Annotated in this window: 14 protein-coding genes and 3 pseudogenes; 3 read left to right on the top strand and 14 right to left on the bottom strand. The window is 22.2% G+C overall.

All coding sequences use genetic code 4. The features are described 5' to 3' along the window. Nucleotides 1-5: 5 nt before the first annotated feature. Nucleotides 6-164 (top strand): hypothetical protein, encoded by a 159-nt coding sequence (locus ACXUB0_RS08450; protein ID WP_458258390.1) that lies wholly within the window; start codon nt 6-8, stop codon nt 162-164. A gap of 196 nt (nt 165-360) precedes the next feature. Here ACXUB0_RS08450 and ACXUB0_RS08455 read toward each other — a convergent pair. The 5 genes and pseudogenes from ACXUB0_RS08455 to ACXUB0_RS08475 all read right to left on the bottom strand — a co-directional run bounded on the left by ACXUB0_RS08455 (nt 361) and on the right by ACXUB0_RS08475 (nt 4,559). Next, nucleotides 361-1,480 (bottom strand): annotated as a pseudogene (locus ACXUB0_RS08455) (IS3 family transposase). A gap of 368 nt (nt 1,481-1,848) precedes the next feature. Further along, complete coding sequence (locus tag ACXUB0_RS08460; protein ID WP_458258391.1) at nt 1,849-2,142, bottom strand: hypothetical protein; 294 nt, start codon at nt 2,140-2,142, stop codon at nt 1,849-1,851. A gap of 44 nt (nt 2,143-2,186) precedes the next feature. Then, nucleotides 2,187-2,342, bottom strand: coding sequence for a hypothetical protein (locus ACXUB0_RS08465; protein ID WP_338987926.1), 156 nt, complete (start codon nt 2,340-2,342; stop codon nt 2,187-2,189). Nucleotides 2,343-2,530: 188 nt separating this feature from the next. Then, the gene (locus ACXUB0_RS08470; protein WP_458258392.1) at nt 2,531-2,938 is read right to left on the bottom strand and encodes a lipoprotein; all 408 of its coding nucleotides are present in this window, start codon (nt 2,936-2,938) and stop codon (nt 2,531-2,533) included. A gap of 500 nt (nt 2,939-3,438) precedes the next feature. Continuing rightward, a protein-coding gene (locus ACXUB0_RS08475; RefSeq protein ID WP_458258393.1) for an IS3 family transposase occupies nt 3,439-4,559 on the bottom strand; the annotation gives its coding sequence in 2 pieces (ribosomal slippage) (nt 3,439-4,319 and nt 4,319-4,559; 1,122 coding nt in all). 1,086 nt (nt 4,560-5,645) lie between these two features. On the opposite strand from ACXUB0_RS08475, the gene ACXUB0_RS08480 reads away from it, so the two are divergent. Both ACXUB0_RS08480 and ACXUB0_RS08485 read left to right on the top strand, forming a co-directional pair. Next, complete coding sequence (locus tag ACXUB0_RS08480; RefSeq protein ID WP_458258083.1) at nt 5,646-5,987, top strand: hypothetical protein; 342 nt, start codon at nt 5,646-5,648, stop codon at nt 5,985-5,987. A 180-nt stretch (nt 5,988-6,167) separates the two neighbouring features. Next, a complete protein-coding gene (locus ACXUB0_RS08485; RefSeq protein ID WP_458258824.1) occupies nt 6,168-6,335 on the top strand; it encodes a hypothetical protein in 168 nt (55 codons plus the stop codon). A gap of 59 nt (nt 6,336-6,394) precedes the next feature. On the opposite strand, the gene ACXUB0_RS08490 is transcribed toward ACXUB0_RS08485, so the two are convergent. The 9 genes and pseudogenes from ACXUB0_RS08490 to ACXUB0_RS08530 all read right to left on the bottom strand — a co-directional run bounded on the left by ACXUB0_RS08490 (nt 6,395) and on the right by ACXUB0_RS08530 (nt 15,100). Next, nucleotides 6,395-6,565, bottom strand: coding sequence for a hypothetical protein (locus tag ACXUB0_RS08490; protein ID WP_458258394.1), 171 nt, complete (start codon nt 6,563-6,565; stop codon nt 6,395-6,397). Between the two features lie 70 nt (nt 6,566-6,635). Beyond that, nucleotides 6,636-6,734 (bottom strand): hypothetical protein, encoded by a 99-nt coding sequence (locus tag ACXUB0_RS08495; protein ID WP_458258809.1) that lies wholly within the window; start codon nt 6,732-6,734, stop codon nt 6,636-6,638. A gap of 182 nt (nt 6,735-6,916) precedes the next feature. Beyond that, nucleotides 6,917-9,151 (bottom strand): hypothetical protein, encoded by a 2,235-nt coding sequence (locus tag ACXUB0_RS08500; protein ID WP_458258395.1) that lies wholly within the window; start codon nt 9,149-9,151, stop codon nt 6,917-6,919. A gap of 223 nt (nt 9,152-9,374) precedes the next feature. Beyond that, the gene (locus ACXUB0_RS08505) at nt 9,375-10,994 is read right to left on the bottom strand and encodes a lysine--tRNA ligase (RefSeq protein ID WP_458258396.1); all 1,620 of its coding nucleotides are present in this window, start codon (nt 10,992-10,994) and stop codon (nt 9,375-9,377) included. 298 nt (nt 10,995-11,292) lie between these two features. After that, nucleotides 11,293-12,413, bottom strand: a protein-coding gene (locus ACXUB0_RS08510) for an IS3 family transposase (RefSeq protein ID WP_458258397.1) whose coding sequence is annotated in 2 segments (ribosomal slippage) — nt 11,293-12,170 and nt 12,170-12,413 — 1,122 coding nt in all. Because the reading frame shifts where the segments join, the coding sequence is not laid out codon by codon here. A 75-nt stretch (nt 12,414-12,488) separates the two neighbouring features. Next, nucleotides 12,489-13,583, bottom strand: a pseudogene (locus ACXUB0_RS08515) (IS256 family transposase); the annotation flags it as partial. Between the two features lie 86 nt (nt 13,584-13,669). Beyond that, on the bottom strand, nt 13,670-13,879 hold the full coding sequence (locus ACXUB0_RS08520) for a GNAT family N-acetyltransferase (RefSeq protein WP_458258810.1): 210 nt from the start codon (nt 13,877-13,879) through the stop codon (nt 13,670-13,672). Between the two features lie 91 nt (nt 13,880-13,970). Beyond that, nucleotides 13,971-14,186 carry a GNAT family N-acetyltransferase gene (locus ACXUB0_RS08525; protein ID WP_458258398.1) on the bottom strand — a complete coding sequence of 72 codons (216 nt, stop codon included), beginning with the start codon at nt 14,184-14,186 and terminating at the stop codon, nt 13,971-13,973. A 65-nt stretch (nt 14,187-14,251) separates the two neighbouring features. Then, nucleotides 14,252-15,100, bottom strand: a pseudogene (locus ACXUB0_RS08530) (ABC transporter ATP-binding protein). Nucleotides 15,101-15,319 lie beyond the last annotated feature (219 nt).

Raw genomic sequence — 15,319 nt, forward strand, 5'->3', positions numbered from 1 at the left:
AAATTATGGATACAAAAAATGTTATAACTCATGAAATAGAAAAGGAAAAATTTGTTGGTAAAATCTATAATAATAAGTTTTTTTTAATAACTATTATGATGACAGCAACAATAATTTTGATGATAATAGTTGCTTCTCTATTTTTTGCTTTCTTTTGAAAATAATATTTCCCCAAAATCTTAAAATAATGTATAATAAAACCTAATCTATTAGGTTAGATAATAGATTAGGTTTAAGGTTAAAAGTTATCAGAAATGATAACTTTTTTTATTTTCCAAAATTTATTTTAAAATCTCTAAAATTAATATATACTTAGATTACTTACTTATGTAAGTATTGGAATGGCAACACTTTTTAGGACTATTTTTTGGTAGACACTTGTTCTTGATATTTGATAGGAGTTAAGTAGTTTAAAGTGCTGTGGATTCTTATGTTGTTGTATCAATTGATATAATCAAATAATTCTAATTTTAATTGGATTAATGATGTAAAATTTTTATCATTAATAAATTCAGTTTTGAAAGTTTTAAAAGTTGCTTCAGCAACAGCATTATCATAAGGACAACCTTTTTTGCTTAAAGATCGAGTAATATTGAATGCTAATAAAAGATTATTAATAATTTTATTGTTAAATTCATTACCTCGATCACTATGAAATATTTGGATATCTTTTAAACAGCGATTTGATTGCATAAATGCTTGATATACTAGTAATGCATCTTTTTTAACTCCAACACTATGTCCAATAATTTCTCGGTTAAATAGGTCTATTAATAGGCAAATATAGTTTCATTTACCATTAACTTGAACGTAAGTTAAATCACTAACAATAACTTCATTTTTAACCCTATTATTAAAGTTTATATTAACAAGATTGGTTATTTGACTATTATTGACTTTATTATGATGATTTTTGAATGATAATTTAGTGTATTTTGATATTAAATTATGCTTATTCATAATTTCTTTAATTTTTCTGCGTGATAAATAAATTTCTTGGTTTTCTAAAATTTTTTTTAATCTTCTAGTACCATAAACTTCTTTATTTTCTTTAAAAGCACTAATAACAGCTTCATCATACATATTATTTTGATTTTATTTTCTTTTTTCTTTAAGTTAAAATAATATGTTGATTTAGATATTTTCAAAAAACGACACATTGTGCGAATTTTATATTTAACTTTATTTTTAGCAATAATTTCTACTTTCTGCCTATTATTAGTGCTGCTTGCTTTAAAATATCATTTTCCATTCTTAATTGTTTTAATTCTTTTCTTAATTTAATTAATTCATTTTCTTCAACAGAACGATTATCTTTAGTTTTAAAACTACCTGAATTAGTAAATTGCTTAATTCAATTATAAGTAGCTGCTCTTGTAACATTGTACTCTTTAGCAAGACAAGACACTGACTTACCGCTTTGATATAAAGCTACTATTTGTTTTTTAAATTCATCTGAATATGAGTTAATATTGGCCATAATTATACTTCCTTTCTTTTCACTAATTTGTTCACTTGTCTACGTAATTAGTGTCCAATAAAGTGTAACCCATCCAACTTCTAGTTAAATAGACATTAGAAAATGACATATCGAATGTTAATTTTGCAGGAAATAAAAATTGAATGTGTCAATCAAGATTATCAAAAAATAATGCAGTAGTTATACCTCTAAGAACCTGTTTGGAATCTTTTAAACATAATTAAACTAAAAAAGGGAATAATTATTTCTAACCTGACAGTTAATTAACATTTTATTTTCTTTGTCATTTTTTTGTTAAAAAGATTTTATCATTTGACAACTTATCGATTAAAAATTTATTTTTCAACTATAAAATAACATTTATGATATTAATTTAATCAAAAATAAGTTAAAAAAGATCCTAAACAGGTTCTTAAACAGGTTCTAATAGATTTTGGTTTTTGAAAAGATTTTAAACCTGTAGAAACTACAAAATCTCAACTTTCATAAGCTGGATTTGATACTGATGAAGTTTTATAACTATGAACAATATCTTTTTTATTTTCACTAAATTCATAAGTTATTTCTTTAACTTCTTTTGGACTATTATTTATATTTAAAAAATTATTTGCATTTGTAAACGCTAAACCAATCGTTCCTAATAATGTTACTAAAGTTTTCATATATATTTTCCTTTCATAAATTAAAATATTACATTTTTATTTTATTAAACCTCTGGAACTCAATTAACTTTTAAATCGTTATTTTCACCAATAAAATGGTTCTTTCCTTCATCTGTTAATGTTAATTTAACATGTGTATCATGTTCTTTTAAATCTTCTGTAGTTAAAGGATCGCCATCTACTTTTACAATATTAATCATATTAATATCTAATTTTGAAAAACCATTTTGTTTTTTTTTAATTCTTTTACTAAAATAGTTTTAAATTCAGCAATATCTGCTTTACAATTTACAGTTGGAGTTGTTAAAAATTTTAAGTTTTGTTTAACAAATAAATTTAATGAAACATCATATTCAACTGTTTGATCTACTAGTTCAACTTTATTTGTTTATTGTTTTACTCCTTTATATAAATTTAATTTAACTTTAATTGTAATAAAATTTTCTGAACCAATAATTAAACCTTGTTGATCTTCTGCAGAATATATTGCTATTAATTCATTTTCTTTAACTTCAATATTTTTATCTTTGGAAATTTTTTGAACTGGAACTGTATTATTAATTGGTACTATAATAGTTGCTAAATCTACTGTTAATTTTGATCAAACAAAATCATATGTATTATTTTCTTCATTATATTTAATACCAAAACCTTCTAAATTACTAAAGTCATCAACATTGTAACTAGAAGCAAATGATTTACTTAAAATACTTTCTGATGTTTTACAAGCAACTATTGCTGTTGTACTTACTGTTGTAAATCCAATCGTTCCTAAAATATTTAATCATTTTTTCATTTTTATAAAAACCCCTTTTTTATACACTTATTATATTATTATTTTTAAAAAAAATAAAAAAATACATTTTTAAATGTCAACAATATTTTTTATCGATTAAAATGTATTTTGGGCGGTTGTCAAATTTACGAAATAATTAATTATCATATTAGTAACTTATTTCCAAAATTACCATTTAAAAATGATGATAGACAAATTAAATTCTCTTTTACCATTAAATTTATATTCGACGTATTTTAAAAAATATAGATTTTATAAGATAAAATAAAAATTATTATCAAAGGAAAAAGACAAGAAATAATCTTGTCTTTTTTTGTAATTGTAAAATTTTAAAATTTTTAATAAACGTCTTTAACGCTATTATCAACACGTGTTAGGGAACTAAAAAAGTGAACTACAACACAGTTGTTAAAAATAGTAGCTAGCATGTGGACTTGCATGGATAAATAAAAAGTGGAGTGATACCTAATAAAATATTGGAATGGCAACACTTTTTAGGACTATTTTTTGGTAGACACTTGTTCTTGATATTTGATAGGAGTTAAGTAGTTTAAAGTGCTGTGGATTCTTATGTTGTTGTATCAATTGATATAATCAAATAATTCTAATTTTAATTGGATTAATGATGTAAAATTTTTATCATTAATAAATTCAGTTTTGAAAGTTTTAAAAGTTGCTTCAGCAACAGCATTATCATAAGGACAACCTTTTTTGCTTAAAGATCGAGTAATATTGAATGCTAATAAAAGATTATTAATAATTTTATTGTTAAATTCATTACCTCGATCACTATGAAATATTTGGATATCTTTTAAACAGCGATTTGATTGCATAAATGCTTGATATACTAGTAATGCATCTTTTTTAACTCCAACACTATGTCCAATAATTTCTCGGTTAAATAGGTCTATTAATAGGCAAATATAGTTTCATTTACCATTAACTTGAACGTAAGTTAAATCACTAACAATAACTTCATTTTTAACCCTATTATTAAAGTTTCTATTAACAAGATTGGTTATTTGACTATTATTGACTTTATTATGATGATTTTTGAATGATAATTTAGTGTATTTTGATATTAAATTATGCTTATTCATAATTTCTTTAATTTTTCTGCGTGATAAATAAATTTCTTGGTTTTCTAAAATTTTTTTTAATCTTCTAGTACCATAAACTTCTTTATTTTCTTTAAAAGCACTAATAACAGCTTCATCATACATATTATTTTTGATTTTATTTTCTTTTTTCTTTAAGTTAAAATAATATGTTGATTTAGATATTTTCAAAAAACGACACATTGTGCGAATTTTATATTTAACTTTATTTTTAGTAATAATTTCTATTTTCTGCCTATTATTAGTGCTGCTTGCTTTAAAGTATCATTTTCCATTCTTAATTGTTTTAATTCTTTTCTTAATTTAATTAATTCATTTTCTTCAACAGAACGATTATCTTTAGTTTTAAAACTACCTGAATTAGTAAATTGCTTAATTCAATTATAAGTAGCTGCTCTTGTAACATTGTACTCTTTAGCAAGACAAGACACTGACTTACCGCTTTGATATAAAGCTACTATTTGTTTTTTAAATTCATCTGAATATGAGTTAATATTGGCCATAATTATACTTCCTTTCTTTTCACTAATTTGTTCACTTGTCTACGTAATTAGTGTCCAATAAAGTGTAACCCATCCAGTATATTATGATGATGATATAAAAAAGTTCTCAAACTTATTTTTTATTTTATAAATAATTAGGTGTCAACCTAATTAAAAAGTTACCTTAATTGGTAACTTTTTTTATTATATCTTTGTATATTATTTTATTCATTTTTTAAATATGTTAATATTTAAATGAAAGTGTAAATAGATAGGTGATAAAAATGAAAAAAAGGAAATAAGAGATAATTTATTATCAATAACTAAGTATTTAGTTGAAAAACATAAAATAAGACTATCAGTTAAAATTCAAAAAATATTATATTTTTTATTTTTAGATTACCTTAAAGAAAAAAATCAAAATTATTTGAAGAAGAATTTGAAGCTTGAGTATATGGACCTGTAATTCCCAAGATTTTTCATTATATTCAAAATCATGGTTTTGATTTTACAGAATATTATGATTATGATGAAGAAGTGATTAAAGAAATTAAAACATTAGAAAATAATGTCAATATCGAGTGAAAATTTCCCAAAAATATTTATCAAAAATTAAATTATTTTGGAAAGTTACACTGTTAAATAAACACAAATTCTAAATAACCCCTAAAAATTTAGTTCCTTTTTTTCATATAGGAACTTTTTTATTTACAAACCAATTTTTAATGAATATAATAAATATGAATTAAAAATAGTTTTAGAAACCTAATTGTTTTATTTTTAAACAATTAGGTTTCTAATTTTGAAAGGATTTTTAATATATGGATAAACAATTACAAGAAAGTCAAAATCAAATTTCTAAGAACCTGTTTGGAATCTTTTAAACATAATTAAACTAAAAAAGGGAATAATTATTTCTAACCTGACAGTTAATTAACATTTTATTTTCTTTGTCATTTTTTTGTTAAAAAGATTTTATCATTTGACAACTTATCGATTAAAAATTTATTTTTCAACTATAAAATAACATTTATGATATTAATTTAATCAAAAATAAGTTAAAAAAGATCCTAAACAGGTTCTAAGTTAAGTAATGAATTTAGAAGTTTGGAGAAAAAGCTAGATAATGAAAAAAGAAAAGAAAAAGAAATAAATAAAAAAATATCTTGTTTAACAAATCAAGATATTAACAATAAAAATGAATTAAAAATAAGAAATGAAATAAGAAAATATGAAAATGGACATAGAATTATTTCTCAAAAAGTAAATTATTTTGAAATTAAATTTAATTCAATAAAAGAAGAATTAAAAAAAATATCAAATTTAAAAATGGAAATTTATAACAAAAATTTAGAAAAGTTAAAAATAAAAAAGTTTGATGAAGTTGAAATTAATAGCTTTGAAAATAAAAATTATAAGGGTTTTAAAATAAAATCACTAAAATTATAAAAAAGATATTGCAATTGCAATATCTTTATATATTTAAAATGAATTTTAAGGCACCAAATTTGCTCATATTCAAACGATTTAAAAATTTATATGTTTAGTATTCAAAAAATAAAAAGCCCTTTTTAGGGCTGTTTTAAATCGAATTATTATTAATTATAAGTTATATAAATAACTTCACTTTTGGGAAATTATTACTCGATAACTAATAGGAAATTTTTACTAAATAATGACATATTTTATTTAGCAATTGAAAATATAACGAAAAAATGAACAATGCCCATTCAAAATTGAAATACAGCAATTGCTCATTTTATGATAAAATTTGAAGATAGAATTAATCTTAACTAGTACTTTGTAAAACAAAGATACACAGATTTCTAAAAAGCTTCATAATTGCTTTTGCCAATCTATTTCATCTTTAAAAAATCAGATTTATTAATTTTTTGTTGAAATTTCATTGCTTCTTCATGTGTTGGTAATTTGTCTTTATTTTCTTTTAATATACTTTCATACGTTGATAATTTATCTTCATTTTGTTCTAAAATTTCTTCATCTAAAACATCGTTAGTATTTTGCATTAAAAAAAATTAAAAACTTCCAAATGATTATTTCAAACGACTAACATTAAAGCATTATGTCCATATTCATTTACTTGATAAAGATTTCATTATTATCTATTAAATACTTAACTATCTCTAAATCATTATCTTCGATAGCTAACATCAAAATAGTGAAACCATCTTTAATTTACATAATTTATACTAACAGCATTCCTAACTAATAATTTAACTTTTTCTAAGTTATTATTCATAATAACTTGTATTATTTTTTCATTTTTCTTATTAATAAATACTCTTTTTTTTCTAATGTACTTTTTTTCTCTTTCTATAAATTAAACTTGATACAATAATAAATTTAATCTTATTAGTTTAAATTGTATTTAATATTTCTGCTTTTGTTTCAAAAGGTAATTGAGATTCTATTAAGCCCATATTCTCTCATTTTTGTTTGCTTGCATTTTTTGATTCTTCTGATAAAGGTTGCTGTAACTCTGGAATTTCAGTACTTATTAATTTTCATACTTCATTTAAAGATGTTAATTTTATTTCTTCTTCATTTAATTTATTTTTAATTTTTTGTTCTTCTTTTTTTGAATTTTTTTTATTTAAACTATTTTTTAAATTATCACAATTTTCAGTAGTTTTTTTAATTTCCATTGCAAAAAAATCTCTAATATTTTCCAATGTTGTAGATAAATCTTTTACTTCATCTTCATGTAATTCCTTTATTGAAATTAATTTTTTTTCTAAATAATTTATTTGAAATTCTAGTTTTTCAATGGTTTTATTTTGTTCTTCAATTTTTTGATCTTGTCAACTAGGTTTCTCATTTTCTTCATTTATTTCGGTTTGGATGTCAATACTTACTAATTTTGATTGATTAATTGTTCTTAAAGACTCCTGAATTTTTTCTTTTTTTTCTCTAATTGCGTTTTCTATTATTTCTTTTTCTTTTAATTTAAAATTAATTTCTAAAGTTGTGAAATCATCTTTAAATTCATTTTCTATTTTTTCATTTTCTTCTCTTATGTTTTCTAAATTATTTTGAACGTTAAAATTTTCATTAAATTTTTTAATACTATCAGCATTTTGTTCTCAATAATTTTCAATAATCTTAATAAATTCCATATTTTCTAATTTATTAACTTCTTTTAAGAAATTAATAAATATTTTTTGATCTTTACTAATATTTTTAATTCATTTTTCTTTTATTTTTTTAAGTTCAAACATCATCGTATGTTTATTTTGCTTAAAAAAATCCTCAATTTTATTAATTTTATCTTCAATTTTTTTTATTTTTTTATCATTAATACTTAACTCAGTATCATGTCTTGTAATATTATCTTGTAACTCCGCAATATAATCATTCTTTTTCTTAATATCACTATTCTTTTTTTTAATAACTACATCTATTTCTTTTAAATATTGTTTTTTTCCTTTTTTATCATCTGAAATATTTGGAATAAATATTAAATTTTCAATATTATTTTTATTTTCTTCTAAATCTTGCAAGTAAGTAATTTTTTTAATTTTTATATTTTTCTTTCGTTTTTCTAAATTTTCAATTTGTTTTCTTTTTTCTGCTATCTCTTTCTCATGTATTATAATTTGTTCTTTTTTTTCTTCTAATTCATTTTTAAATAATTCTATACTTTCTTTCACTTTATCTTTAGTTTTAATAATTTCTTCTTGTTCACTTATTAATTCTTTTTCTCGATCATTATATTTTTCAAATATATCATTGTATATTCTTTCTTCATTTTTAATAATTTTTTTAATATATCGGTTAAATATGTCATCTATTAATTCAAAGAAAAATACAAAATTTTTATCAAATTTACTTTTTAAATCTTTATCTTCATTTAAAATTAATTTATATTCATCTCCACTTTTCATTCTAAATGCTCAAAAAGATAAAATTAATTGAGTCATAACTTCTTCTTTAAAAAGGTTTTCAAAAATTTTCTCTTTTTTATTTTCTAATTCCTCATTTTTTTGATATAGACTACGAATTTCTTTATCAATTTTTATTTTTAATTCTCGTGTTTTTTTTAAAAACTCTTTTTTATTTTCAAAAATGTTTAAATTTATTGTTTTTAAAAAAATAATATCATTACTTATTGTTTCACTTAAAAAATTAAAAAGATTAAAATAATCTGTGATTTCAGTAAACTCAGTACTATTTTGGCTAACTTTATTAATTTTATTTTGTTCAATTAATGTTTTATTTTTCTCCAAGGATAATAATTTTTCATTTTGTTCTTTAATTTTACTATCAAGTTCTATTAAAAAATAATCTAATTGTCTAATTAATTTTAAATTTTCTTTTTTTTCTCAAAAATAAGAAAAGAAATTATATTTTAAATCATTTCTTAATTCTTTAATTAATTTATCTAAATCAGTTTTTTTATTTTCTTTTAATTGAGTTAATGGTGCTGATGTACTTGGGTTTTCAAAATCAGTATCTTCTGAATTAGAAAAAAAATTATCTTTTTCATTGTATTCTTTAAAAAAATTCTTAAAAGTTTCAACAACTTCGTCTAAATTTTCATCAGTTAAAGGATAATTTCTAAATTTTTTTATTAATTCATTAAATCAAGGCATAAATCTTATTCTCCTAAATTTTATTTATAAAATAAAAAAACCAATTGTTTTTAAATAAAACAATGGGTTTGAAAACTTATATTTTTCAATCTTTTGTGTTAATAACAATAAAACGCTCCTTATTCTAAAGAACTATCTTGATTATAGCTAATTAATTTATCTTTTTTTTAAAAAAAGATAAATTACTATTATATGTTTATATAATAAAAATTTATCACAAAAATTATTTTTCAGTTTTGGGTTTCATATGTGGAAATAATAATACATCTTTAATACTATTTTGACCAGTTATTAACATAACCAAACGATCAATACCAATGCCCAATCCACCTGTTGGTGGCATACCATATTCCAATGCTTCAACAAAGTCTAAATCCATAGTTGCTGCTTCATCATTACCACTATTTTTTTCTTTTACTTGCTCTTCAAAACGATTATATTGTTGCAAAGAATCATTTAATTCCGAATAAGCATTTGCATATTCTCTACCAGCAATAAATAATTCAAAACGATCAGTAAACTCTTTACTATTTTTATTTAATTTAGCAAGTGGTGAAATTTCAATTGGATAATCAAAAATAAAAGTAGGTTGAATTAAAGTTTCTTCAACAAAAGATTCAAAAAATAAATTAATAATATGACCAGTACTATTATAATGATCTGGAATATGAAGTTTATAATTTTTTGCAAGTTTTAATATAAGTTTAAATGTTTTATTTTTTTCAATATTTCTAATATTATCATCTTCAATATTATGATATTTTAAAATCATATCACTAATTTCTTGGAAAATTTTAGTAAACTCTTCATCTTTGATCATAGCTTTTTTAATTGAATCAATCATACTAATTTTTTTTCATGATTTTTCAAAATTTAATATATTTTCATCATATTCTAATGTTAATTTATTATGCACTGTATTAATTAAATGTTTTATACAAGACTCTGTTAAATCCATCATATATTTCATATCTTGATAGGCAACATAAATTTCAATAGTTGTAAATTCTGGATTATGTTTTTTACTCATACCTTCATTACGAAATAATCTACCAATTTCATAAACTTTTTCAAAACCACCAACTATTAATCTTTTTAAATGTAATTCAGTAGCAATTCGTAAATATAAATCAGTTTTTAATGTATTATGATGAGTAATAAAAGGTTTAGCGGCAGCACCACCATATACTTCTTGTAAAATAGGTGTTTCAACTTCTAAATAACCTTTATTATTTAAAAAACTTCTTAATTCATTAATAATTTGTGTACGTTGTAAAAATGTTTTTTTAGTTTCTTGATTCATAATTAAATCTACATATCTTCGTCGATAACGTTCTTCAATATCTGTTAAACCATGAAATTTATCTGGTAAAAGTCTAAGTGCTTTTGATAACATTACAATATCATAGACTTGAACTGTTAGTTCTCCTTTATTGGTTTTCATAACCTTACCTTTAATACCAAAAAAATCGCCTAAATCTGCATATTCTGCAAATCATTCAATTTTTTTTTGATTAACATATTCTGGTTTTAAATAAATTTGAAATTTACCTGTTTGATCTTGCAAATGAGCAAAGATTGAACCCTTTCCCATTTCTCTTTTTGTCATTAATCTACCTGCCATTTTAATTTGATCATTAGGTAAATTAGCAACAAATTTTGCTAACTCTTCTTTATTTTTATTTCTAAATTCGCTATTTAAAGTTTCACAATTATAATTTCTTTCTCAATTACGCCCATAAATATCATAATTTTGCTTATATAAATCTTGTATTTTTTGATATCTTAATGCTTCTTGCTCTGTCAAAATACGTCCATTAATTTCAAGTTTAGTTTCTTTCATTGTTTTCATCCTTTGTATTTAAAATAAGTATTTAAAATAAAAAAATTAAATTAAATAAGATTGTTTAGGTTTATACATAATGATATCAATTTTCAATACCAAATTCTACTGTCAACAATTAATTTTAAATTTTATAATAAAACCCTTATATTTATAATAAGGATTAAAGTTTAATTTAAATATTTCTACTAATAGATATCTATAAAAATTAGAGATAATTTATTAAACATTTTTTACTTTCTAAATGAGGCTTTTTAGAAATCTGTGTATCTTTGTGGAATGGCAACACTTTTTAGGACTATTTTTTGGTAGACACTTGTTCTTGATATTTGATAGGAGTTAAGTAGTTTAAAGTGCTGTGGATTATTATGTTGTTGTATCAATTAATATAATCAAATAATTCTAATTTTAATTGGATTAATGATGTAAAATTTTTATCATTAATAAATTCAGTTTTGAAAGTTTTAAAAGTTGCTTCAGCAACAGCATTATCATAAGGACAACCTTTTTTGCTTAAAGATCGAGTAATATTGAATGCTAATAAAAGATTATTAATAATTTTATTGTTAAATTCATTACCTCGATCACTATGAAATATTTGGATATCTTTTAAACAGCGATTTGATTGCATAAATGCTTGATATACTAGTAATGCATCTTTTTTAACTCCAACACTATGTCCAATAATTTCTCGGTTAAATAGGTCTATTAATAGGCAAATATAGTTTCATTTACCATTAACTTGAACGTAAGTTAAATCACTAACAATAACTTCATTTTTAACCCTATTATTAAAGTTTCTATTAACAATATTGGTTATTTGACTATTATTGACTTTATTATGATGATTTTTGAATGATAATTTAGTGTATTTTGATATTAAATTATGCTTATTCATAATTTCTTTAATTTTTCTGCGTGATAAATAAATTTCTTGGTTTTCTAAAATTTTTTTTAATCTTCTAGTACCATAAACTTCTTTATTTTCTTTAAAAGCACTAATAACAGCTTCATCATACATATTATTTTTGATTTTATTTTCTTTTTTCTTTAAGTTAAAATAATATGTTGATTTAGATATTTTCAAAAAACGACACATTGTGCGAATTTTATATTTAACTTTATTTTTGACAATAATTTTTATTTTCTGCCTATTATTAGTGCTGCTTGCTTTAAAATATCATTTTCCATTCTTAATTGTTTTAATTCTTTTCTTAATTTAATTAATTCATTTTCTTCAACAGAACGATTATCTTTAGTTTTAAACCTGTCTGAATTAGTAAATTGCTTAATTCAATTATAAGTAGCTGCTCTTGTAACATTGTACTCTTTAGCAAGACAAGACACTGACTTACCGCTTTGATATAAAGCTACTATTTGTTTTTTAAATTCATCTGAATATGAGTTAATATTGGCCATAATTATACTTCCTTTCTTTTCACTAATTTGTTCACTTGTCTACGTAATTAGTGTCCAATAAAGTGTAACCCATCCAACTTTTTTATTTCTGATAACTTTTCGTAATTGACTATTAACAGATTCAATAGCATTTGTGGTATAAATTACTCTTTTAATTTCTGTTGGATAACTAATAAAAACTATCAAATTTTCTCAATTTTTATATCAAGATTTAGCAATTTGAGGATATTGTTTATTTCACTTATTTTCAAATGTTTCTAAAGCCTGCATTGCTTGTTCTTCACTACATGCAGTATAAATTGGTTTTAAATCTGCAACTAGAGATTTTCTATGCTTATATGAGACATATTTCAAACTATTTCTAATTTGATGAACGATGCATAATTGATGTTCTGTTTTAGGATAAACTGATTGTATTGCTTCTGACATTCCTGTTAAATTATCACTACAAGCAATAAGAATATCATTTAAGCCTCGATTTTTCATTTCTGTGAAATTGGCTAATCAAAATTTAGAACCTTCATTTTCACTAATTCATAAGCCTAAAACATCTTTTTTACCTTCTAAATCAACTCCTAAAGCTATATACACAGATTTGTTAATAATGCGTTTATCTTGTCGTATTTTAACTACTATGCAATCAAAATAAACAATCGGATAAATACTATCTAATGGTCGATTTTGCCATGCTTTTACATCATCAATAACATCATCAGTAATTTGACTAATAACACTTTCACTAATATCAGCACCATGATATAACTCTTGTAATTGCATTCTAATATCTGATAATGTCATACCTTTTGCATATAAAGAAAGAACTTGTTGATCAAAACCATCAAATCTTCTTTGTCTTTTTGCAATTATTACAGGATTAAAATTACTATTGCGATCTCGTGGTACATCAATCTCAATTTTACCTTGTTGAGTTATTAATTTTTTTGAACTTATACCATTACGAGCATTGTCACTATTACTATGTTGATTCTTATCATATCCTAAATAATTTTGCATCTCAGAATTCAACATTTTTTCTACTAATCTTTTTGTTAATTCTTTATACAAACCTCCCTCTTTAAAAACTGTTGTTAAATCTTCAGTATTTTCTAATAATAAATCTACTGCTTTTGATATTGGATCATTATTATTAATATTTTGCTTTTTAGCCATCTGTAATTCACTCTTTCTAGGTTTATTATAGAATTAATTAAACATAGTTATTTTTGTAAGTTACACAGATTACTAAACATTACCTTCTAAATATTAATTTTGTATAAAATATGTTTTGTTAAAATATCACTTTTATTTATTTTTGGATGATAAAATTCTTTTATTTTTTTCATACCTATTCGTTTCATTACATTTTCTGATTTAATATTTAATATACTAGTAAAACTATAAATTTCAGTTAATTTTAAATTGTTTTTTGCATATTTTAAACATTTTTTAGCTGTTTCTGTTGCTATTCCTTGACCTTAAACACTTTTTTTAAAACGCCAACCAATTTCAATACATGGTCTAAAATCAACTTCGCTAAAGCCAATAAAACCAATAAATTTATTGTCTTTTTTTAAATTCAACAGCATAAAAACCAAATCCATTATTATTTAAATTATTTTTAATTTTCAAAAAATAATTTTCTGTATCATCTTTTGATAATGTACTAGAAAAATATTTCATGACATCTTTATCAGAATTTAATAAAACAAGTTCATCTAAATCACTATCTTTTCACTGTCTAATTTTTAATCTAGGGGTTTCAAAAAATATCATATTTTTACTCCTTTGTTATGATATTTTTTCTATTAACAATTTGTTAGTTTATTTAATTAATAATATTAACTTCAATTTATTTCACTTGGTTTCATTGGTTTTTCATTATTCTTTACACTAATAATTTTACCATTTTTAACGTTAATAACAGTATTTGCAACATATTGGAAGTTAGGGTTATGAGTAACCATAATAATTGATGTTTTATATTCTCGATTAACATCCAATAAAATCTCTAACACCTTACGCCCCATTTCCTCATCAAGTGCTCCTGTTGGCTCATCACAAAATAAAATTGTCGGATTTTTTGCTAGTGCTCTACCAATCGATACTCTTTGTTGTTGTCCACCTTATAATTGACTTGGAAACTTATTCATATGTTCATCCATTTCAATAACTTGAAAAATATCATCAATACTCATATTTTTATTTTTATTTTTAGCAAGATTTTCACCAACTTCAGCATTTTCACGAGCAGTTAAATTAGTTAATAAATTGTATTGTTGAAAAATAAAACCAACATTATCTCGTCTAAATTTAGTTAAATGACTATCTTTTAATAAAGATAAATTGTATCCCGCCACAAAAACATCACCAGTATTAGGTTTATCCAATCCCGAAATAATATTTAATAATGTTGTCTTACCACTTCCCGATGGTCCTAAGATAACAACAAAATCACCTAATTTAATTTTTAAATTAACTCCTTTTAATACTTCATATTCTAAGTCTCCAGTTAAGTAATATTTTTTAACATCAAATAATTCAATAACATTAGTTTGAGTATCAGGAGTATTATTAGTCATTGATATAATTTTACCTGTTAAAATTTCTTTTGAATGAGTTTTTGTTAATTTTTTAATTGCTTTTTGATTATCTTTAAAGGCTTGCAATTTAGCTTTATTAGCTTCTATTTCTTCCTTTGATTCTGGTTTATCATGAGATTTATGAGTTACTGGTGGTATTGTACCTTCGGTTTTAGATACTGACTTCTTTGTAAAACTAGATTCTAACTTATTTTTAGTTACTTGTTTACTTCCAATGTCTTTATCATCTTTTTTAATTTCCTTATTATCTTTTTTTCATTATCATTTCTCCTTTTTAATTCCATGCTTTTATAAATAACACACTCA

The sequence above is a fragment of the Spiroplasma endosymbiont of Dactylopius coccus genome (assembly GCF_977110965.1).